This is a genomic window from Salipiger bermudensis, from assembly GCF_019801965.1.
GTDB classification, from domain to species: Bacteria; Pseudomonadota; Alphaproteobacteria; order Rhodobacterales; family Rhodobacteraceae; genus Salipiger; species Salipiger bermudensis_A.
Map to the genome: position 1 here is coordinate 429,135 of NZ_JAHVIA010000004.1, position 20,203 is coordinate 449,337.

Annotated in this window: 15 protein-coding genes; 12 read left to right on the plus strand and 3 right to left on the minus strand. The window is 67.0% G+C overall.

All coding sequences use genetic code 11. From position 1 onward, the window contains the following. Positions 1 to 254: 254 nt before the first annotated feature. Together KUV62_RS11505 and KUV62_RS11510 are read left to right on the plus strand one after the other, a co-directional pair. Entirely contained in the window at positions 255 to 1,724 is a 1,470-nt protein-coding gene (locus KUV62_RS11505; protein WP_261395576.1) for a glutamine synthetase family protein, read from the plus strand. Next, complete coding sequence (locus KUV62_RS11510) at positions 1,721 to 2,923, plus strand: cytochrome P450 (protein WP_222603833.1); 1,203 nt, start codon at positions 1,721 to 1,723, stop codon at positions 2,921 to 2,923. Before KUV62_RS11505 ends, KUV62_RS11510 begins: the two co-directional genes overlap by 4 nt. Positions 2,924 to 3,243: 320 nt before the next feature. On the opposite strand, the gene KUV62_RS11515 is transcribed toward KUV62_RS11510, so the two are convergent. The 3 genes from KUV62_RS11515 to KUV62_RS11525 are packed head-to-tail and all read right to left on the minus strand — an operon-like array spanning position 3,244 to position 5,950. Beyond that, on the minus strand, positions 3,244 to 3,396 hold the full coding sequence (locus KUV62_RS11515; RefSeq protein WP_222603834.1) for a hypothetical protein: 153 nt from the start codon (positions 3,394 to 3,396) through the stop codon (positions 3,244 to 3,246). Beyond that, positions 3,393 to 4,934, minus strand: coding sequence for a GMC family oxidoreductase (locus KUV62_RS11520; RefSeq protein ID WP_222603835.1), 1,542 nt, complete (start codon positions 4,932 to 4,934; stop codon positions 3,393 to 3,395). Before KUV62_RS11520 ends, KUV62_RS11515 begins: the two co-directional genes overlap by 4 nt. Beyond that, positions 4,931 to 5,950: an alpha/beta fold hydrolase gene (locus tag KUV62_RS11525; protein WP_222603836.1), complete on the minus strand. Its 1,020-nt coding sequence runs from the start codon at positions 5,948 to 5,950 to the stop codon at positions 4,931 to 4,933. The genes KUV62_RS11520 and KUV62_RS11525 overlap by 4 nt, the downstream gene beginning before the upstream one ends. A 245-nt stretch (positions 5,951 to 6,195) precedes the next feature. Between KUV62_RS11525 and KUV62_RS11530 the strand changes: the two genes are divergently transcribed. From KUV62_RS11530 to glnT, 10 genes are all read left to right on the plus strand, one after another. Then, positions 6,196 to 7,545 (plus strand): flavin-containing monooxygenase, encoded by a 1,350-nt coding sequence (locus KUV62_RS11530; protein WP_222603837.1) that lies wholly within the window; start codon positions 6,196 to 6,198, stop codon positions 7,543 to 7,545. A gap of 3 nt (positions 7,546 to 7,548) precedes the next feature. Further along, a complete protein-coding gene (locus KUV62_RS11535) occupies positions 7,549 to 9,912 on the plus strand; it encodes a DUF1989 domain-containing protein (protein WP_222603838.1) in 2,364 nt (787 codons plus the stop codon). Continuing rightward, positions 9,909 to 10,787, plus strand: a complete 879-nt coding sequence (locus KUV62_RS11540) for a choline/ethanolamine kinase family protein (RefSeq protein ID WP_222603839.1) — start codon at positions 9,909 to 9,911, stop codon at positions 10,785 to 10,787. The genes KUV62_RS11535 and KUV62_RS11540 overlap by 4 nt, the downstream gene beginning before the upstream one ends. Further along, positions 10,784 to 13,219, plus strand: a complete 2,436-nt coding sequence (locus tag KUV62_RS11545) for an FAD-dependent oxidoreductase (RefSeq protein ID WP_222603840.1) — start codon at positions 10,784 to 10,786, stop codon at positions 13,217 to 13,219. Before KUV62_RS11540 ends, KUV62_RS11545 begins: the two co-directional genes overlap by 4 nt. Positions 13,220 to 13,296: 77 nt before the next feature. Continuing rightward, positions 13,297 to 14,448 carry an iron-containing alcohol dehydrogenase gene (locus KUV62_RS11550; protein WP_222603841.1) on the plus strand — a complete coding sequence of 384 codons (1,152 nt, stop codon included), beginning with the start codon at positions 13,297 to 13,299 and terminating at the stop codon, positions 14,446 to 14,448. 138 nt (positions 14,449 to 14,586) lie between these two features. Further along, positions 14,587 to 15,225, plus strand: a complete 639-nt coding sequence (locus KUV62_RS11555) for a helix-turn-helix domain-containing protein (protein ID WP_222603842.1) — start codon at positions 14,587 to 14,589, stop codon at positions 15,223 to 15,225. Between the two features lie 515 nt (positions 15,226 to 15,740). Further along, positions 15,741 to 16,628 (plus strand): class II glutamine amidotransferase, encoded by an 888-nt coding sequence (locus KUV62_RS11560; protein ID WP_222603843.1) that lies wholly within the window; start codon positions 15,741 to 15,743, stop codon positions 16,626 to 16,628. A 51-nt stretch (positions 16,629 to 16,679) separates the two neighbouring features. Next, positions 16,680 to 17,345, plus strand: coding sequence for a protein GlxC (locus KUV62_RS11565; protein WP_410000855.1), 666 nt, complete (start codon positions 16,680 to 16,682; stop codon positions 17,343 to 17,345). 10 nt (positions 17,346 to 17,355) lie between these two features. Then, entirely contained in the window at positions 17,356 to 18,681 is a 1,326-nt protein-coding gene (locus KUV62_RS11570; RefSeq protein WP_222603844.1) for an FMN-binding glutamate synthase family protein, read from the plus strand. A 190-nt stretch (positions 18,682 to 18,871) separates the two neighbouring features. Then, complete coding sequence (glnT, locus tag KUV62_RS11575) at positions 18,872 to 20,188, plus strand: type III glutamate--ammonia ligase (RefSeq protein WP_222603845.1); 1,317 nt, start codon at positions 18,872 to 18,874, stop codon at positions 20,186 to 20,188. The last annotated feature ends 15 nt before the right edge of the window (positions 20,189 to 20,203 follow it).

Below are 20,203 nucleotides of genomic sequence, written 5' to 3' on the forward strand. Positions count from 1 at the left end.
GAATAAAGTTTCCTGACGGCAAAACGCGGCGGAGACCCGATCCCGGGGAATACCGATGTTTGTCTATTCCGAGGCGCTTTTCGCCAATAGGTGCCTATGGCTTGTGCAGGCTGAGAACGGTGACTGCCATTTAGGCGGGCGATTCCACCGTTGAGAATAAAAATTTCCCCTGAGTAATAAGTTTCGCTGGACAGACGCCGAGTCGGTCGGGCTGTCTTGAGCTCGAAAAACACAAAACCGCAGGGATGGACTTCATGGATATCGAACGCTTCGTCGAGGAACCGGGACGCGACGAGAAGATCAAGGCGGTGCGCGAGAAGATCGACGCGCTGGGCATCGAGTACCTCTACCTCCAGTTCGTGTCGGTCACCGGCAAGATCATGGGCAAGGGCATTCCCGCCGATCACTGGGAGAGCGTCGCCAAGAAGGGCTTCCAGCTGGTCTACGGCGCCACGGTGAACCTGTTCACCAACCGCGCCGGCGAGTACATGGGCTATGGCCCGGAGGCCGCCGAACTGGTCGGCATCCCCGAGCCCGAGACCTTCATGCAGCTGCCCTGGGCGCCCGAGATCGGCCGCATGTACTGCACACTGTTCCGCAACCGCGAGGAAAAGGTCGATCCCGGCGCCTACCTGACCGCCGATTGCCGCGGCAACCTGCGCCGCATGCACGAGGCCTTCCAGAAGAAGCACGGGCTGCAGCTGCGCATGGGCACCGAGCCCGAGATGATGTGGCTGAAATACGATGAGAACGGCAAGCCGACCGACGGCATGTCGAAGCCCTACTGCTACCATATCGACCAGTTTGAATCGCTGCGCCCGGTGTCGATGCAGGTGATCCGCTACGCCCGCAAGATGGGCCTCGACATGATCCAGGGCGATCACGAGGACGCGCCGGGCCAGCTCGAGCTGAACTGGACCTTCGACGACGTGCTGCGCAACGCCGACCGCCTGACCACCTATCGCCAGCTCTGCGCCCAGGTGGCGCGCGAGAACGGCATCTTCGCCTGCTTCATGACCAAGCCCTTCATGGGGGTCTCGGCGAGCGGGTGCCACCACAACATGTCGCTCTGGACCGCGGGCGAAGACGTGTTCAAGCGCACCGGCAACGATCCCGAGAACCTGCCGGGCAGCCCGGAGAACTACATGTATGTCTCGGGCGGCGACAACACCTTCATGCCCGATACCGACGATCCGCAGATGCCCGGCAAGACCGGCCTCAAGGCGATCGGCGGGGTGGTGCATCACCTGCAGGCGCTGACCGCCATCGGCGCCTCGACGGTCAACTCCTACCGCCGGCTCTGGGATACCGGATTCTGGGCGCCGGTGTTCTCCGACTGGGGCTTCCAGAACCGCACCACCGGCCTGCGGGTCTCGGCGCCGGGCCGCTTCGAGTACCGCTCGGTCGACTCGATGGTGAACCCCTATCTCATGGGCTCGGCGCTCTTGGCGGCGATGGATGACGGGCTCGACAACGATCTCGATCCGGGCGCGCCGGAAGAGCGCAACATCTACGACGCCATGGCGCAGGGCAAGAAGGTCAAGAAACTGCCGATGTCGCTTGGCGAGGCGCTGGCGCATCTGGAAAACGACGAGGTCGTGCAGCGCGGGCTTCCGGGCGAGATGTATCGCCTGTACCATGAGTACAAGTCGGACGAGTGGGCGCGCTTCATGTCCACCGTCACCGATTGGGACAAGGACACCTACATGGAGTGCCTGCCATGAGCCTCGAGGCCCAGTTTCCCGACGCGCCCTTTCTCGACGTCGCGAACCCGGCCTTCTCGCTCCGGTCCGAACCGGTGCGGGAGGCCCGCGCCAAGAGCTGGTATGCCCGCACGCCCTATGGGCTCGCGGTGCTGCGCCATCAGGAGATGGGCCAGCTGCTCACCCACAAGGCGCTGATCCAGGGCAGCCACGCCTGGCCGGCGCTGAACGGGGTGACCGAGGGGGTGTTTGCCGACTGGTGGAACAAGTCGATCCTCGTCACCGAGGGCGACGACCACTGGCGCCTTCGCAAGCTGGTGAACCCGGCCTTCTCGCCCAAGGTGGTGAAGGCGCTGATGCCCGAGTTCGAGCGCATCGCCAACGATCTGGCGGATCAGTTCATCGCCAAGGGCGGCTGCGATTTCATGGCCGAGTTCGCCGATCCCTATGCCGCGCGGGTGCTCTGCCTGCTGCTCGGCCTGCCGGAGAGCGAGGCGCCGTTCATCCTGCGCACCTCGGCCACGATGGGGCTGGCGCTGGGGGTCAACTTCCCCAATCTCGTCGATGAGATCGAGGCGGCGACGGTGGAGCTCGGCGACTATATCAGCGAGGTGCTGAAGACGCGCGAGAGCAACCCGGGCGATGACATCCTGTCGATCATGGTGCAGGCGCGCGAAGAGGGCGACCGGCTGAGCCACGAAGAGCTCTGGAACCTCGCGCTGATGCTGGCCTTCGCCGGCGTCGACACCACGCGCAACCAGCTCGGGCTCGGCATGTCGATGTTTGCCGCGCATCCGGAGCAATGGGAGGCGCTGGCCGCGGATCCCTCGCTCGACATGGCGGCGGCGACCGAGGTCATGCGGATGCGCCCGACGATCACCTGGGTGTCGCGCGAGGCGATCGAGGATTTCGAGTATGGCGGCATCACCATCCCCAAGGGCACGGTGCTGCATCTCTACTCCGAGAGCGCCGGCACCGACCCGCTGGTGATGGCCGACGCGCCGTTCGACATCACCGCCAAGCGGGCACGCAATTTCGGCTTCGGCGGCGGGGTGCACCATTGCCTGGGCAACCTCGTGGCGCGCAACGACATGGCGGTGGCCTACCGGGTGCTCTCGGCCCGCATGGGCGCGCCGGTGGTGGGCGAGGGCGCGACCTGGCTTGCCGACAGCGGCAACACCGGGCCGATCGCGCTGCCGATCACGTTCGCGGCGCGGTAGGGGCTGGTTAGGATCCTGCTTTGGAGGGGCTCGCCAGTGGCGGGCCCTTTTCGCATTCCAGGCTCCCCGTTCGATCCCCGCTTTGGCGCGGAATCAAGGCCGCAGGCCGCCGCGCCCATCGCCGGCCCGCCCCCCGGGCTGGCGATTTGGTGAGGTCAGCGCTGCATTGCGAGGTCCTTCGGACGTGAGCCAGATAAATCGAGAGGCTCAAGGCGCTGGATCGCCATCCCGCGGGCCGGCGACGGGCGCGGCGGCGTCACCTGTGCGAACGTCGGCCTGTCCGGGGCGGCGAGGCAGCCGCCGGAGAAACGCAGCCCAACTCACAGCCCCGCCGCGATCTTCTCCGCTCCCAGCGCCCCGATCAGGATCGAAGGCGCGTTGGTGTTGCCGCCGACGATGCGCGGCGGCCTTCGGCCTTGTCCCGCGCCTGCTGAGGTCTGGTCGTGGCGGCTCTGGCAATGAACCCAGCTCACAACCCCGCCGCGATCTTCTCCGCTCCCAGTGCCCCGATCAGGATCGACGGCGCGTTGGTGTTGCCACCGACGATGCGCGGCATCACCGAGGCATCCGCCACCGACAGCCCCGCCACGCCATGCACCCCCATCGTCGCGGGGTCGACCACCGAAAGCGCATCCGTTCCCATCTTGGCCGTGCCCACCGGGTGATAGATCGAATCCGCCGTCGCGCGCACCACCGCGTCCAGCGCGGCATCGCTCGTCACAGCCGGCCCCGGGCGCAGCTCCTCGCCGGTAAACGCTGCCATCGCAGGTTGCTTGCAGAGGTCGCGCAGCATCTTCAGCCCCTCGCGCAGCGCCACGCGGTCGGTCTCTTCCGCAAGGTAGTTCGGGTCGATCAGAGGCCGCTCGCGCGGGTTGTTCGAGGCGATGGTCAGCCGGCCCCGGCTCTCGGGCTGCAGCTGGGTCACGTCGATGGCGAAGCCGTGGCCGCGGTCGTCCGCCGTCGCGCCGTCGAAGGCCAGCGCGTTGATGAAATGCAGCTGCGTGTCCGGCGCGCCGTCGCCTTCGCCAAGACGCAGGAACGCCCCGGCCTCGAGCCCCTGCTGGGTGCCCACGCCCTTGCCGGTGAACAGCCATTGCGCTCCTACCGCGAGGTTGTTGGGAAACTTGGCATGATCCCAGAGCGACAGCGGCTCGGTCATGCGGTGCTTGACCTTGACCTCGAGATGATCGTGCAGGTTCTCGCCCACGCCCGGAAGATCGGCGCGCAGCGGGATGCCCAGCGGGCGCAGCTGCGCCGCCGGCCCGATGCCCGCGTGCAGCAGCAGGTGCGGCGTGCCGATGGCGCCGGCGCAGAGCACCACGTGGCCGGCAGACAGTGTCTCCTCGCCAGAGGGCGTCATCACCAGCAGCCCGTCGATGCGGGCGCCGTCTCCGGTCAGGCGCAGCACCTCGACGCCGGTCTTGACCTCGAGATTGGCGCGCCCTTTTGTGAGCCCCAGATAGGCGCGGGCGGTGCTGTGGCGCTTGCCGTCCTTGACGTTGACCCGGAACAGTCCGAAGCCCTCTGCCTGGCCCTCGACGGCCTGGTGCACCGGATAGCCCATCTGCCCGCCGGCCTCGACGAAGGCATCGTAGGAGGGGCCGCTCTCGGGGATCGCCGGGGCCATCACCCGCGTCACCTCGTCGAGCACCGGCTTGACCTCGGCCCAGGACCAGCCGTCGCAGCCTGAGGCTGCCCAGTGATCGTAATCCGAGGCGTGGCCGGTGACCCAGACCATGGCGTTGATCGAGGACGAGCCGCCCAGCACACGCCCACGCGGGACGTAAAGCCTGCGGCCATCCATATGGGCCTGCGGCACGGTCTCGAAATGCCAGTTGAAGTGAGGCGAGGCGATGGCCTTGGCGACGCCCGCGGGCATCGAGATGAACGGGTGGCGCCCGGGCGGGCCGGCCTCGAGCAGCAGCACCCGGCAGGCAGGATCGCGCGACAGGCGCTCGGCCACGGCGCAGCCGGCGCTGCCGGCACCGACGACGATGACATCCCAGCTCATGCCAGCAGCTCGCGCAGGGCGGTGTCGATCATGTCGGTGTCGGGCTGGTTGCGCCCGCCGCCGGCATAATGTCCCCAGACCGAGTCGATCACCCGCAGCTCGGCATTGGGCATCAGGGCCACCTCGCGGGCGTTGTCCTCGGGCGGGAAGTAGAAATCCGTGCGGCAGGGCAGCACGATGGATTTCGCGGTGATCGCCTTCAGCGCCGCCTCGCGGTCGCCATTATAGAGCGGGTTGGCCGAGATGTCGCAGGCCTGCCACGTGGCGATGAGCGAGAGCATGTCATTGGCGTCGAGCCCGTAATACATCGCGTCCCAGACGTTCTTGAGGTAGTCCTCGACGCTCACGTAGCCCATGCCGCGCCACAGCTCCTCGCGGAACCATTCCTGGCTCAGCACCCAGCCGGCCCAGACCCGGCCCTTGGCGGTCAGCCCACGCCACGGCGGCTCTTTATAGCGCCCCTGCATCCACGCCGGATCGGTGATCAGCGCGTGCTTCACCCCCTCGAGGAAGACATAGGTGTGGCCGGCGGTGATCGCCTGCCCGCAGAAGCAGGCCATCGCTTCGACCCGGTCGGGGAACAGCGCCGCCCAGTGATAGGCCTGCTGCCCGCCCATCGACCAGCCGCAGGCGAGCCGTACCTTGGTGATGCCGAACACCTCGCGCAGCAGCCGCTCCTGCAGCATGACGTTGTCATACTGGGTGATGCGCGGGAAATCCGGCCCGGCCAGCGGGACGGGCGTGTTGGACGGCGAGGAGGAGACGCCGTTGCCCAGCATGTTGGGCACGATGATGAAGTACTTCTCCGGATCGAGCGCCATGCCGGGCCCGATCAGGAATTCATTGTCCGCATGGCTGCCGCCGTAGCGCGTGGGATAGACGACGACGTTGTCGAGCGCCGCGTTGAGCCGGCCAAAGGTGGCATAGGCGAGCTTCGCCTCGGGCAGGGTGATGCCGCATTGCAGATGCACCGGGCCTGCCTCGAAGATCTCGTAAGGGGTCAGTTCCGCGCTCATGCTCTCGCCTCCGTGCCGTGCCGCTTCACGCGGCCTGATGTGGTGTCCCGCGTCACCGAACCACGCCGGCACCGGGCTCCGGCGCAGCGTGAGAGGGTGGCTCCGGAGGCTGCCTCATCCTTGGGCAGAGCGCCTCCGGTCCCGGTCAAATTCCCATCCGTCCGCTCAACCCACAAGAAAATTTGTTGCGCGAGAGTGAATATTTGGAACCATGAGGAAAACTTGCCCAAAGGGAGAACAGGGACATGAAGATTTGCGTGATCGGCGCCGGCCCGTCGGGTCTGGCCCAGCTTCGGGCCTTCCAGTCCGCCAAGGAAAAGGGCGAGGCGATTCCCGAGATCGTCTGCTACGAGAAGCAGCCCGACTGGGGCGGGCTCTGGCGCTATGACTGGCGCACCGGCGTCGACGAATACGGCAACCCGGTGCATGGCTCGATGTATCGCTACCTGTGGTCGAACGGGCCGAAGGAGGGCCTCGAATTCGCCGATTATTCCTTTGACGAGCATTTCGGCAAGCCGATCGCCAGCTACCCGCCGCGCGCCGTGCTGTTCGATTATATCGAGGGCCGGGTGAAGAAGGCCGGGGTGCGCGACTGGATCCAGTTCTCCACCGTGGTGCGCGATGTTTCCTATGATGAGGCCTCGGGCAAGTTCACCGTCGTGGCGCGCAATGGCGAGACCGACAGCGAGAGCCGAGAGGAGTTCGACCACGTCATCGTCGCCTCGGGCCACTTCTCCTTCCCCAACGTGCCCTATTACCCCGGCTTCGAGAGCTTCAACGGCCGCATCCTGCACGCCCATGATTTCCGTGATGCGCGCGAGTTCGAGGGCAAGGACATCCTCATCCTCGGCACCTCCTACTCGGCCGAGGATATCGGCTCGCAATGCTGGAAATACGGTTGCGCCTCGGTGACCGTGGCGCATCGCACCGCGCCGATGGGCTATGACTGGCCCGACAACTGGAAGGAAGTGCCGGCGCTCGAGCGGGTCGAGGGCAAGACCGCCTATTTCAAGGACGGCACCGAAAAGACCGTCGACGCGATCATCCTCTGCACCGGCTACAAGCACCACTTCCCGTTCCTGCCCGACGACCTGCGCCTCAAGACTGCGAACCGGCTGGCGGCGAGCGATCTCTACAAGGGCGTGGTCTACGTGCCGAACCCGAAGATGTTCTATCTCGGGATGCAGGACCAGTGGTTCACCTTCAACATGTTCGACGCGCAGGCCTGGTGGGTGCGAGATGCCATCCTCGGCAAGATCGCGCTGCCCGGCACGGCGGCGATGGAGGCCGACTGGCAGAAGCGGCAGGCCGACGAGGATGCCTATGACAGCGACCACGACGCCATCGTCTACCAAGGTGATTACGTGAAGGAGCTGATCGCCGAGACCGATTACCCCTCCTTCGACGTGGACGGCGCCAACCAGGCGTTCTTCGAGTGGAAGAAGCACAAGAAGAAGGCGATCATGTCGTTCCGTGACAATGGTTATGTCTCGCCGATCACCGGCACCATCGCGCCGCCGCACCACACGCCGTGGCGCCACGCGCTGGATGACAGCCTCGAGGCCTATCTGCAGACCTCGGAAGCGGCCGAGTAAGCCATGGGCCTTGGCTTCGAGAGCCGCGAGGCGCGGGCCGGGGTGATCACCCCCGGCCTGACCCTGCCCAAGGGGGTCGAACGCCACCCGGTGCCGGGCGGCGGCTCGCGGGCAGTCGAGATCCGTGCCGGCGACGAGATCACCGTGCAGGACCGCGAGGGCGGGCAGCTGGCCGAGATCGTCGCCTTCACCCCGGCGGGCGTCGGCGATCCGGGGCTGATCGGGGCCAAGGGCTCGGTCGGGCCGGAGGGGCTCAAGGCCACGCTGACCTCGAGCCGCTCGGGGCAGGGGGTGGCGCGGGCGCTCTCGGCGGCGGGGTTCGATCTCGGCAAGGCGCGGGCGGTGCGGCTCTTTGCCGAGGGCTCGCGCCCCGGCGACAGCGCCGTCTTCACCGCGCAGGGCGACGGGCTCTTGATCGTCGCCGCGCCCGGCGGGCCGATGGAGCCCGGCGCGCAGGATACGCCCACCGACTTGCTCTTGTGGATCCGCCGCGCCGACCTGCGCGATTTCAAGGGTGCCCACCGCGCCCCCGATCCGCTGGCCGATCCGCTCATCGATCAGAACATCCGCCCCGGCGAGGCCCATGTCTACACCGTCCCCAAGGGCGGCTTCATCCAGATCCTCGACGTGCAGGGGCGCGAATGCTCGGACTTCCAGGCCTTCTCGGCGCGCTCGCTCGATGCCGGGCTGACCCGCGAGATCGACCCGACCGCCACCCGCTCGCAGACCGGCACGATCTATCCCAAGCCCGGGCTGGCGGCGAAATACTGGAATGTCGATTTCGAGCCGCTGATCGAGATCGTGCAGGACACCTGCGGGCGGCACGACACGTTCGGGCTGGCCTGCACCAGCCGCTATTACGATGACCTGGGCTATTTCGGCCACGTTAACTGCACTGACAACATCAACGCCCAGCTCGCGCCGTATGGCGTGCGCCCGCGCGCCGGCTGGCCCGCGATCAACTTCTTCTTCAACACGCTGATCGACGCCGAGCACAACATCATCACCGAGGAGCCTTGGTCGCGGCCCGGAGATTACGTGCTGCTCAGGGCGCTGACCGATCTGGTCTGCGTCTCGACCGCGTGCCCCGACGATATCGACCCGGCCAATGGCTGGAACCCCACAGACATACAGCTCCGCACCTATGGTGCGGGCGAAGACTTCCGTCGCTCGATCGGCTGGCGGAAGAGACCGGAGGACGACGTGGAGCACACTAGGGAGACGGGCTTTCACGCCAGCTTCGCCAGACACACCCGCGATTTCGTGGAATATAACGGCTACTGGCTGCCTAACAGCTTTCCCGGCGAGGGCACGCTCGGCGAATACTGGGCCTGCCGCGAGAAGGTCGCCATCATGGACCTCTCGCCGCTGCGCAAGTTCGAGGTCACCGGCCCGGATGCCGAGAAACTTCTGAACCACTGCGTCACCCGCAACATGGAGAAGCTCGCCGTGGGGCAGGTGGTCTATACCGCCGTCTGCGCCGCGCATGGCGGCATGATCGACGACGGCACGGTGTTCCGGCTCGGCGAGCACAATTTCCGCTGGATCGGCGGCTGCGACGGCTCCGGCATGTTCATGCGCGAGGAGGCCGAGCGGCTGGGGCTCGACGCCCATGTGCGCAGCTCCACCGACCAGCTCTGCAACGTGGCGCTGCAGGGACGGCACGCGCAAGCGATCCTGTCACAGCTGTTCTGGACCGCGCCCGACCGGTCCAGCATCGACGAGCTTGGCTGGTTCCGCTTCACCGTGGCGCGGCTGGGCGATTTTCAGGGCACCCCGGTGATGATCTCGCGCACCGGCTATACCGGCGAGCTGGGCTACGAGATCTTCTGCCACCCCAAGGACGCGGGCGAGGTGTTCGATGCGATCTGGGAGGCGGGGCAGCCCTATGGGCTGAAGCCGCTGGGCCTCGCCGCGCTCGACATGCTCCGCATCGAGAGCGGGCTGGCCTTTGCCGGGCACGAGTTTGACGATCAGACCGACCCGTTCGAGGCCGGCATCGGCTTCACGGTGCCGCTGAAATCCAAGGAGGCTGATTTCTCCGGCCGCGCCGCTTTGGAAGAGCGCAAGGCGCATCCGCAGCGCAGGCTGGTGGGGCTCGAGATCGACGCCACCACGGTGCCCGCGCATGGCGATTGCGTGCGGCTGGGGCGCGTGCAGGTCGGCGTGATCACCTCCGGCACGCGCTCGCCGATCCTCGGCAAGACCATCGCGCTGGCCCGGGTGGAGACGCCCTATACCGATGTGGGCACCGAGCTCGAGATCGGCCAGCTCGACGGCCACCAGAAGCGGCTTACCGCCCGCGTCGTGCCGTTCCCGCATTTCGACCCGACCAAATCGCGCGCGAAAGGGGATTACGGCGCATGACCCCGGAAGACCGCGTCCGGGCTATGGGCTTCTGGTCCGGCCCGGTGACCATCGCGCCGCTCTCGGGCGGCATCACCAACCTCAACTTCGTGGTGACCGATGCGGGCCGGGAATACGTGGTGCGGCTCGGGCGCGACATCCCCGAGCATCTGGTGATGCGCTGGAACGAGCGCGCCCTCACCGAGGCCGCCGCGGATGCCGGCATCTCGCCGGCGTTGCGCCATGCCGAGCCGGGCATCATGGTCACCGATTTCATCACCTCGCAGGCGCTGGCCGAGGCCGATCTGCATGATGCCCAGACCCTGCACGACGCGGTCGCGCTGCTGGGGCGCGTGCATCGCGAGCTGAGCCGGCAGGTGGCAGGCCCGGTGCTGACCTTCTGGGTCTTCCACGTGCTGCGGACCTATGCCGCATGGCTCGAGGAGAACGGCTCACGCCACATCGCGCGGCTGCCGGGGCTGATGGTGCAGGCGGGCGAGCTTGAAGAGGCGGTGGGCAAGGTCGGGCTGGTTCTCGGCCACAACGACCTGCTGCCGCAGAACATCCTGCGCGCCGAGGACGGGCGGCTCTGGCTGGTCGACTGGGAATATGGCGGCTTCAACTCGGCGCTGTTCGATCTCGGCGGGCTGGCTTCCAACGCCGGCCTGCCGCCCGAGGCCGAGGCCGAGATGCTGCGGCTCTACCACGGCCACGATCCCGATACCGCCTACCTGCGCCGCTACGGCGCGATGAAATGCGCCTCGCTCTTGCGCGAGGCGATGTGGAGCATGGTCTCCGAGATCAGCTCCGAGATCGAGTTCGACTACGCGGGCTACACGGCAGAGAACCTGTCGCGCTTCAACGCCGCGCTCGACGCCTGGAAGGAGGGCGCATGACCGAGTTTCCCACCACCGCGCAGGCGGTTATCGTCGGGGGCGGGATCATCGGCTGCTCGACGGCCTATCACCTCGCCAAGCTCGGCTGGGAGGTTGTCCTGCTCGAGCGCCACAAGCTGACCTCGGGCACCACCTTCCATGCCGCCGGTCTCGTGGGCCAGCTGCGCAGCTCGGCCAACATCACCGAGCTGCTGGGCTATTCGGTCAAGCTTTACGACACGCTCGAGCAGGAGACCGGGCAGGCGACCGGGTGGAAGCGCAATGGCGGGCTGCGGCTCGCCTGCAACGCCGAGCGCTGGACCGAGGTCAAGCGGCAGGCCACTACGGCGCACAGCTTCGGGCTCGACATGCAGCTGCTGACGCCGTCCGAGGCCAAGGAGCTATGGCCGCTGATGGATGTGAGTGACGTGGTGGGTGCGGCCTACCTGCCGACCGACGGGCAGGCCAACCCCTCCGACATCACGCTTTCGCTCGCCAAGGGCGCGCGCATGGCCGGTGCGCGGATCATCGAGGATTGCGCGGTGCGCTCGGTGACGCGCGAGAAGGGCGTCATCACCGGGGTCGAGACCCAGCACGGCTTCATCAAGACCGGCATCGTCGTCGCCTGTTGCGGCCAGTGGACCCGTGAGTTTGCCGCGCCGCTCGGCGTAACCGTGCCGCTCGTCTCGATGGAGCATCAGTACATGGTGACTGAGCCGATCGACGGCGTCACCCGCGACCTGCCGACCCTGCGCGATCCCGACCGGCTGACCTACTGGAAGGAAGAGGTCGGCGGGCTGGTCATGGGCGGCTACGAGCCCAACCCAAAGCCGTGGGCCGTCAACGGCATTCCCGAGGGCTTCCACTACACGCTGCTCGACAGCGATTTCGACCATTTCGAGCAGATCATGGAGCTGGCGCTGGGCCGCGTCCCGGCGCTTGAGACGGCGGGGATCAAGACGCTGACCAACGGCCCCGAGAGCTTCACGCCCGACGGCAATTTCATCCTTGGCGAGGCCCCCGAACAGAAGGGCTTCTTCGTCGGCGCAGGCTTCAACGCCTTCGGCATCGCCTCGGGCGGCGGCGCGGGCATGGCGCTGGCCGAGTGGGTGGCGAAAGGCGAGCCGCCCTTCGATCTCTGGCCCGTCGATATCCGCCGCTTCGGTCGCCCGCATTTCGATACCGACTGGGTCCGCACCCGCACCATCGAGGCCTATGGCAAGCATTACACCATGGCCTGGCCCTCCGAGGAGCATGACAGCGGACGGCCCGGCCGCCGCTCGCCGCTCTACGATCGGCTGAAGGCGCGCGGCGCGGTGTTCGGCGAGAAGATGGGCTGGGAGCGGCCCAACTGGTTCGCCGCGACAGGCGAGCACGCGGGCGACATCTACACCTATGGCCGGCCCAACTGGTTCGACGCGGTGGCGCGCGAGCACAGGGCGGCGCGCGAGGCGGCGGTGCTGATCGACCAGACCAGCTTTGCCAAGTTCATGCTCAAGGGGCCGGATGCCGAAAAGGCTCTGCAACGCATCGCCGCCAACGATGTGAGCGGCCCGGTGGGCAGCCTGACCTACACCCAGATGCTCAACGATCGCGGCGGGATAGAGGCCGATCTTACGGTGGCGCGGCTGGCCGGGGATACGTTCTACATCGTCACCGGCACCGGCTTCGCCACGCGCGATTTCGACTGGATCAAACGCGGCATTCCCGAGGGCGCCAACGCCCAGCTCATCGACGTCACCTCGGGCTACGCCGTGCTGTCGCTGATGGGGCCGAAGGCGCGCGACATCCTTGCCCATGTCACCCGGGCGGACGTGTCGAACGAAGCTCTGCCCTTCGGCAGTGCCGCGCAGATCGCCATCGCCGGCGCGCCGGTCTGGGCGCTGCGCGTCTCCTACGTGGGCGAGCTGGGGTGGGAGCTGCACATGCCGGTGGAATACGCCGCCACCGTCTATGACGCGCTGCACATGGCCGGCGCCTCCCACGGGCTCATGGATGCCGGTTACCGCGCCATCGAGACCCTGCGGCTGGAGAAGGGTTACCGCGCCTGGGGCGGCGATATCGGCCCCGACAGCACACCGCTCGAGGCGGGGCTGGGCTTTGCGGTGGCGCTCGACAAGGGGGAGTTCCGCGGCCGCGCCGCCATCGCGGCACAGAAGGCGGCGGGCGTCAGCAAGCGGCTCGCGACCTTCACCGCCGCGCCCGAGGTTATCCTGCTGGGCCGCGAGACCATCTTCCGCAACGGCGAGCGCGTGGGCTATCTCAGCTCCGGCGGCTATGGCCACACGTTGGGGCAAGCCATCGGCATGGGCTACCTGAAGAACCCTCAAGGCGTGACCCGTGAGTGGATCCTCGAAGGCCGCTACGAGCTCGAGGTCGCCACCGAACGTGTTCCCTGCAACGTGAGCCTCGCCCCCCTTTACGATCCCAAGCATACGCGCTTGAAATCCTGAGCGGATTTCCCGCATCCCGGCTGAATGCCACGCTGAATACAGGGCTGGATGCCCGACTGAACGAAGGACGACCCGAAATGACTTTCTCCGCCAACTGGTCCTGGCCGAACCCGATCCGCTTCGGCGCCGGGCGCATCGCCGAGCTGGCCGACGCCTGCCACGCCGCAGGCATCTCCAAGCCACTGTTGGTGACCGACCGCGGCCTCGCCGACCTGCCGATCACCGCGCAGGCGCTCGACATCCTCAAGCGCTCGGGGCTCGATTGCGACCTCTTCGCCGATGTCGATCCCAACCCCAACGAGCGCAATCTCGGTGTCGGTGTCGTGGCCTTCAAGCAGGGGCGGCATGACGGCGTCATCGCCTTCGGCGGCGGCTCTGGGCTCGACCTGGGCAAGCTCATCGCCTTCATGGCCGGGCAAAGCCGCCCGGTCTGGGAGTTCGAGGACGTGGGCGATTGGTGGACCCGCGCCGATGCCGATGCCATCGCGCCGATCATCGCGGTGCCCACCACCGCCGGCACCGGCTCCGAGGTTGGCCGCGCCGCTGTGCTGACCAATTCCGAGACCCACGAGAAGAAGATCATCTTCCACCCCAAGATGATGCCGGCGCAGGTGATCTGCGATCCCGAGCTGACCGTGGGCATGCCGCCCTTCATCACCGCCGGCACCGGGGTCGACGCGCTGGCGCATTGCATCGAGGCCTATTGCGCGCCGGCCTATGCGCCGATGTCGGATGGCGTTGCGCTCGAGGGGCTGCGGCTCTGCAAGGAGTACCTGCTGCGCGCCTACAAGGACGGCAGCGATCTCGAGGCCCGTGCCCAGATGATGACCGCCGCCGCCGCCGGCGCCACCGCCTTCCAGAAGGGGCTCGGCGCGATCCACTCGCTGAGCCACCCGATCGGCGCCCATCACGACACCCATCACGGCACCACCAACGGCGTCGTCATGCTGCCGGTGCTGCGCTTCAACCGCCCCGCCATCGAGGAGAAGATCGCCCGCGCCGCAGCCTATCTCGGCCTCGAGCCCTCCTTCGACGCTTTCCTGCTCTTCGTCGAGGATCTGCTCACCGCGCTCGACATTCCCAAGACGCTCGACGCGCTGGGGGTCACCGATCCGGATTTCGATGCGCTCTGCGCCTCGGCCCTGAAAGATCCGACGGCGGCCTGCAACCCGGTGGCGCTGACGCCGGACAACATCCTGCCGCTCTACAAGAGCTGCTTTGCAAGCTGAGGTGTGAATGACGATCCATTTCCGGTCTCTCCCGTTCTGCGCGCCCGGCGGGCGCTGTCGGCCCTTCCGGACGGGAGGCTTGACATGAACCTGCCCGGACCTGCACCACGGGACACCCCGACCGGAAATGGAAAACGCATGAAGAACGGCTCGCAGTCGAAGCTCACCCAGAACCCGCATGCGGTGCGCGAGCAGCGCGAGAAGAACCTCGAGGTCGCCATCGGCCGCCAGGTCCGCGAGCTGCGCAAGCGTCAGCGCATGACAGGCTCGGAGCTGGCGCAGCAGACCGGGCTTTCGGTGGGGATGCTGTCGAAGATCGAGAACGGGGTGATCTCGCCCTCGCTCAACACCCTTCAGGCGCTGGCCAACGCGCTGCGGGTGCCGCTGGTGCAGCTCTTCTCGGGCTTCGAGGAGCCGCGCGGGGCGATGCATGTGAAGGCGGGGCAGGGGGTCGAGATCGAACGTGCGGGCACGCGGGCGGGGCACCAGTACAATCTTCTGGGCCATATCGGCTCGAACAACTCGGGCGTAGTGGTCGAACCCTACCTGATCACCCTCGACAGCGACAGCGACCGTTTCCCGGCCTTCCAACACGAGGGGATCGAGCTGATCTACATGCTCGAGGGCGTGCTCGACTACCGCCACGGCGACCAGCGCTACCTGCTCGAGCCGGGTGACTCGCTGTTGTTCGATTCAGACGCGCCGCACGGGCCGGAGGGGCTGGTCGAGCTGCCGGCACGGTATCTGTCGATCATCACCTATCCGCAGGCGCGGTGAGGGGGCGGGACAGGCTCCCGGCTCTCCGGCAAGGACACCGGCTGCGGCGGACCTCTCCAAGAGGGGCTGCGTGTGCGGTTCGAACCTGGCCTGCGCGGGATCAAGGCCGCAGGCCGCCGCGCATCGCCGGACCGCCCGCATGGGCCGGCGATTTGGTGAGACTTGGTACCACGCGTCGAGGTCTTTCAGACTTGGCTGGGATAAATCGAGAGGATCACAGCCGAGATCGCCACCCCGCGGTCCGGCGCTGCGCGGCGGGCGCCCGATGTTTCGGCCCTTGGCGGCATCCAGCGGCTCGATGCCCCGCCTTTGCCAACTGTTTGATGCCCCGCCTTTGCCAGCCGCTCAAAGCCCCCCTCTGCACAGAATCCCGGCATTCCCACAGCGTCATACCGTGGGATTCAACGACTTTTCCCTGAGTGAAGTTTTTTTCCTTGAAGTAAACTCGGCGACGGCGTTATCCAATCTACAGAGAACGCGGGCGCCCACCGCCCGGATGACGAACGGAGAAAACCATGTGTGGCATTGTTGGCCTGTTCCTGAAGAAGGACGACCTTCGCCCGAAACTGGGCGACATGCTGACGGACATGCTCATCACCATGACCGACCGCGGCCCCGACTCGGCCGGCATCGCGATCTACGGCGATGACAGCGACGGCCTGAAGGTGACGGTGCAGTCCGACACCCCCGAGAGCGATTTTGCCGGGCTCGACACCGCGCTCGGCGAGGCGCTGGGCGCCCCGGTCGCGATGAAGGCCATCGATACCCACGCGGTGCTGACCCTGCCCGAGGGCTCGCGCGACGCCGCCATCGCCTTCCTCGAAGCCCGCGGCCTGCGTATCATGGGTCTTGGCGAGGCGATGGAGATCTATAAGGAGATCGGCCTGCCGAAGGACGTCGCCGCTCGCTTCAACCTCCGCGCCATGGGCGGAAGCCACGGCATCGGCCACACCCGCATGGCCACCGAAAGCGCCGTCACCACGCTCGGCGCACACCCGTTCTCGACCGACGAGGACCAGTGTCTCGTCCATAACGGCTCGCTCTCGAACCACAACCAGATGCGCCGCATCCTGACCGAGAAGGGCTTCGCCCCGCGCACCGAGAACGACACCGAGGTCGCGGCCTGCTACATCTCATCGCGCATTGCCGAAGGCGCCAATCTCGGCGAGGCGCTGGAAGGCACGCTTGACGATCTCGACGGTTTCTTCACCTTCGTCATGGGCACCAAGACCGGCTTCGGCGTTGTCCGCGACCCGATCGCCTGCAAGCCCGCGGTGATGGCCGAGACCGACGATTACGTCGCCTTCGGCTCGGAATACCGCGCCTTCGCCAACCTGCCTGGCATCGAGGCCGCCCGCGTCTGGGAACCCGAGCCCGCCACCGTCTATTTCTGGGAGCGCTGAGCGATGACCGCAACCGCAACCGCCGCCACCACCGACGTGCAGACCCTCGACATGAGCGAGATGGAGCTGCGCGAGGTCAACGCCGCCCTGCAGGGCGCGCCCACGACCAATTACACCCAGTTCGAGATCCGCAACCCGCGCGGCAGCCATGCCGTGGCCGTCGGGCTCGATGCCGAGATCGAGGTCACCGTGAAGGGCTCGACCGGCTATTACTGCGCCGGCATGAACAAGCTCGCCACGGTGCATGTCGAGGGCTCGGTCGGCCCGGGCGCTGCCGAGAACATGATGAGCGGCACGGTGATCGTCGAGGGCGACGCCTCGCAATATGCCGGCGCCACGGGCCATGGCGGCCTGCTGGTCATCAAGGGCAACGCCTCGAGCCGCTGCGGCATCTCGATGAAGGGCATCGACATCGTGGTGCATGGCAATATCGGCCACATGTCGGCCTTCATGGCGCAGAAGGGCAATCTCGTGGTGCTGGGCGATGCCGGCGACGCGCTGGGAGACAGCCTCTACGAGGCGCGGCTCTTCGTGCGCGGCGCGGTCAAGTCGCTGGGCGCCGACTGCATCGAGAAGGAGATGCGCCCGGAGCATCTCGAGATCCTCAAGGATCTGCTCGAGAAGGCCGGCGCGGATGCGAAGCCCGAGGAGTTCAAGCGCTACGGCTCGGCCCGCAAGCTCTACAATTTCAACATCGACCACGCAGACGAATACTGAGGACGGCCCGATGAAAGACACGCCCCAAACCATGCCGCGCCAGTCCTGGACCTTCTCCAACGAGACGAATTCCGAGATCCGCCGCGCCGCCCAGACCGGCATCTACGACATCCGCGGCGGTGGCGCCAAACGCCGGGTGCCGCATTTCGATGACCTGCTGTTCCTCGGCGCCTCGATGTCGCGCTACCCGCTCGAGGGCTACCGCGAGAAATGCGAGACCGGCGTCACCCTCGGCACCCGCTTCGCCAAGAAACCGATCGAGCTGAAGATCCCGATCACCATCGCCGGCATGTCCTTCGGCTCGCTCTCCGGCCCCGCGAAAGAGGCCTTGGGCCGCGGCGCCACCATGGCCGGCACCTCGACCACCACCGGCGATGGCGGCATGACCGAGGAAGAGCGCGGCCATTCCGAGAAGCTGGTCTACCAGTACCTGCCCTCGCGCTACGGCATGAACCCCGACGACCTGCGCCGCGCCGATGCCATCGAGGTGGTGGTGGGGCAGGGCGCCAAGCCCGGCGGCGGTGGCATGCTGCTCGGCCAGAAGATCACCGAGCGCGTCGCCGGCATGCGCGACCTGCCGGTCGGCATCGACCAGCGCTCCGCCTGCCGCCACCCGGACTGGACCGGCCCCGACGATCTCGAGATCAAGATCCTCGAGCTGCGCGAGATCACCAACTGGGAAAAGCCGATCTACATCAAGGTCGGCGGCGCGCGCCCCTATTACGACGTGGCGCTCTCGGTGAAGGCCGGCGCCGATGTCATCGTGCTCGATGGCATGCAGGGCGGCACCGCCGCCACGCAGGACGTGTTCATCGAGCATGTCGGCCAGCCGACGCTGGCCTGCATCCGCCCCGCCGTCAAAGCCCTCCAGGATCTCGGCATGCACCGCAAGGTGCAGCTGGTGGTCTCGGGCGGCATCCGCACCGGCGCCGATGTCGCCAAGGCGCTGGCGCTGGGGGCCGATGCGGTCTCCATCGGCACCGCCGCGCTGGTGGCGCTCGGCGACAACGATCCCAAGTGGGAGGCGGAATACCAGAAGCTCGGCTCCACCACCGGCGCCTACGATGACTGGCACGAAGGCCGCGACCCGGCGGGCATCACCACCCAGGATCCCGAGCTGATGGCGCGTCTCGACCCGGTAGAGGCCGGCCGACGCCTGCGCAACTACCTCAACGTGCTCACCCTCGAATGCCAGACCCTGGCCCGCGCCTGCGGCAAGAGCCACGTGCACAATCTCGAGCCCGAGGATCTCTGTGCGCTGACCATGGAGGCCGCCGCCATGGCCCAGGTGCCCCTCGCCGGAACCGACTGGTACCCCGGCAAGCCGGGCTTCTGACCACCGCCCGGAGAAGCGCCCGCTGCTTCTTCTGGCCAGAAATATCCCGGGGGGAGTCGCGGAACGCGACGGGGGGCAGCGCCCCCCCCCCGCTCGGACCGGCCAGGCGGTCCGACAGCTCGCAAGGGGCCCGAAGAGGCCACCGGGGCCCGACCAGCGGCCCGATACAGATGACAGGGAACCGACAAGAATGACCGACCTCGCCGCCTTCGCCCAGGAAAAGGGCGTGAAATACTTCATGATCTCCTTCACCGACCTGTTCGGCGGCCAGCGCGCCAAGCTGGTCCCGGCGCAGGCCATCGCCGGCATGGCCGAGGAGGGCGCCGGCTTTGCCGGCTTCGCCACCTGGCTCGACATGACCCCGGCGCATCCTGACATGCTTGCCGTGCCCGATCCCGAGACGGTGATCCAGCTGCCTTGGAAGCCCGAAGTCGCCTGGGTCGCGGCCAATTGCGTCATGGAAGGCGAAGAGGTCGCCCAGGCCCCGCGCAACGTGCTGCGCAAGCTGATCAAGGAAGCCGCCGCCGAAGGCCTTCGGGTCAAGACCGGCGTCGAGGCCGAGTTCTTCCTGCTGACCCCCGAAGGCACCGAGATCTCCGACGAGGCCGACACTGCCGCCAAGCCCTGCTACGACCAGCAGGCGGTGATGCGCCGCTACGATGTCATCGGCGAGATCTGCGACTACATGCTCGAGCTCGGCTGGGGCCCCTACCAGAACGATCACGAGGACGCCAACGGCCAGTTCGAGATGAACTGGGAATTCGACGACGCCCTCGTCACCGCCGACCGCCACAGCTTCTTCAAGTTCATGGTGAAATCCGTGGCCGAGAAGCACGGGCTGCGCGCCACCTTCATGCCGAAGCCGATCGAGGGGCTGACCGGCAATGGCTGCCACGCGCATATCTCGGTCTGGGACACGAGCGGCACAACCAACGCCTTCGCCGGCGACGCCGGCGGCCAGATCGGCGAGGTGGGGCTGTCGGAGCAGGGCGGGCATTTCCTCGGCGGCATCATGAAACATGCCGAGGCCCTGGCCGCGATCACCAACCCCACGGTCAACAGCTACAAGCGCATCAACGCCCCGCGCACCGTCTCCGGCGCCACCTGGGCGCCCAACACGGTGACCTGGACCGGCAACAACCGCACCCACATGGTGCGTGTGCCGGGCCCGGGCCGCTTCGAGCTGCGCCTGCCCGACGGGGCGGCCAATCCCTACCTGCTGCAGGCGGTGATCATCGCCGCCGGCCTTTCGGGCATCCGCTCCAAGGCCGATCCCGGCCCGCGCTACGACATCGACATGTATGCCGAAGGCCACACCGTGAGCGGCGCGCCGCGCCTGCCGCTGAACATGCTTGACGCGATCCGCGGCTTCGATGCCGATGCCGAGCTGAAGGCGATGCTGGGCGAAGAGTTCTCGGCCTCCTTCATCAAGAAGAAGCGCGAGGAATGGGACAGTTTCGTGTCGCATTTCTCCCGCTGGGAACGCGAGCACACGCTCGACATCTGACCGGGCAAATTTCTT

Bases quoted from the DNA above. Each gene is read 5' to 3' on its own strand.
- KUV62_RS11505 (WP_261395576.1), top strand. From the start codon at position 255: ATGGATATCGAACGCTTCGTCGAGGAACCGGGACGCGACGAGAAGATC.
- KUV62_RS11510 (WP_222603833.1), top strand. From the start codon at position 1,721: ATGAGCCTCGAGGCCCAGTTTCCCGACGCGCCCTTTCTCGACGTCGCG.
- KUV62_RS11520 (WP_222603835.1), bottom strand. From the start codon at position 4,934: ATGAGCTGGGATGTCATCGTCGTCGGTGCCGGCAGCGCCGGCTGCGCC.
- KUV62_RS11525 (WP_222603836.1), bottom strand. From the start codon at position 5,950: ATGAGCGCGGAACTGACCCCTTACGAGATCTTCGAGGCAGGCCCGGTG.
- KUV62_RS11530 (WP_222603837.1), top strand. From the start codon at position 6,196: ATGAAGATTTGCGTGATCGGCGCCGGCCCGTCGGGTCTGGCCCAGCTT.
- KUV62_RS11535 (WP_222603838.1), top strand. From the start codon at position 7,549: ATGGGCCTTGGCTTCGAGAGCCGCGAGGCGCGGGCCGGGGTGATCACC.
- KUV62_RS11540 (WP_222603839.1), top strand. From the start codon at position 9,909: ATGACCCCGGAAGACCGCGTCCGGGCTATGGGCTTCTGGTCCGGCCCG.
- KUV62_RS11545 (WP_222603840.1), top strand. From the start codon at position 10,784: ATGACCGAGTTTCCCACCACCGCGCAGGCGGTTATCGTCGGGGGCGGG.
- KUV62_RS11550 (WP_222603841.1), top strand. From the start codon at position 13,297: ATGACTTTCTCCGCCAACTGGTCCTGGCCGAACCCGATCCGCTTCGGC.
- KUV62_RS11555 (WP_222603842.1), top strand. From the start codon at position 14,587: ATGAAGAACGGCTCGCAGTCGAAGCTCACCCAGAACCCGCATGCGGTG.
- KUV62_RS11560 (WP_222603843.1), top strand. From the start codon at position 15,741: ATGTGTGGCATTGTTGGCCTGTTCCTGAAGAAGGACGACCTTCGCCCG.
- KUV62_RS11565 (WP_410000855.1), top strand. From the start codon at position 16,680: ATGAGCGAGATGGAGCTGCGCGAGGTCAACGCCGCCCTGCAGGGCGCG.
- KUV62_RS11570 (WP_222603844.1), top strand. From the start codon at position 17,356: ATGAAAGACACGCCCCAAACCATGCCGCGCCAGTCCTGGACCTTCTCC.
- glnT (WP_222603845.1), top strand. From the start codon at position 18,872: ATGACCGACCTCGCCGCCTTCGCCCAGGAAAAGGGCGTGAAATACTTC.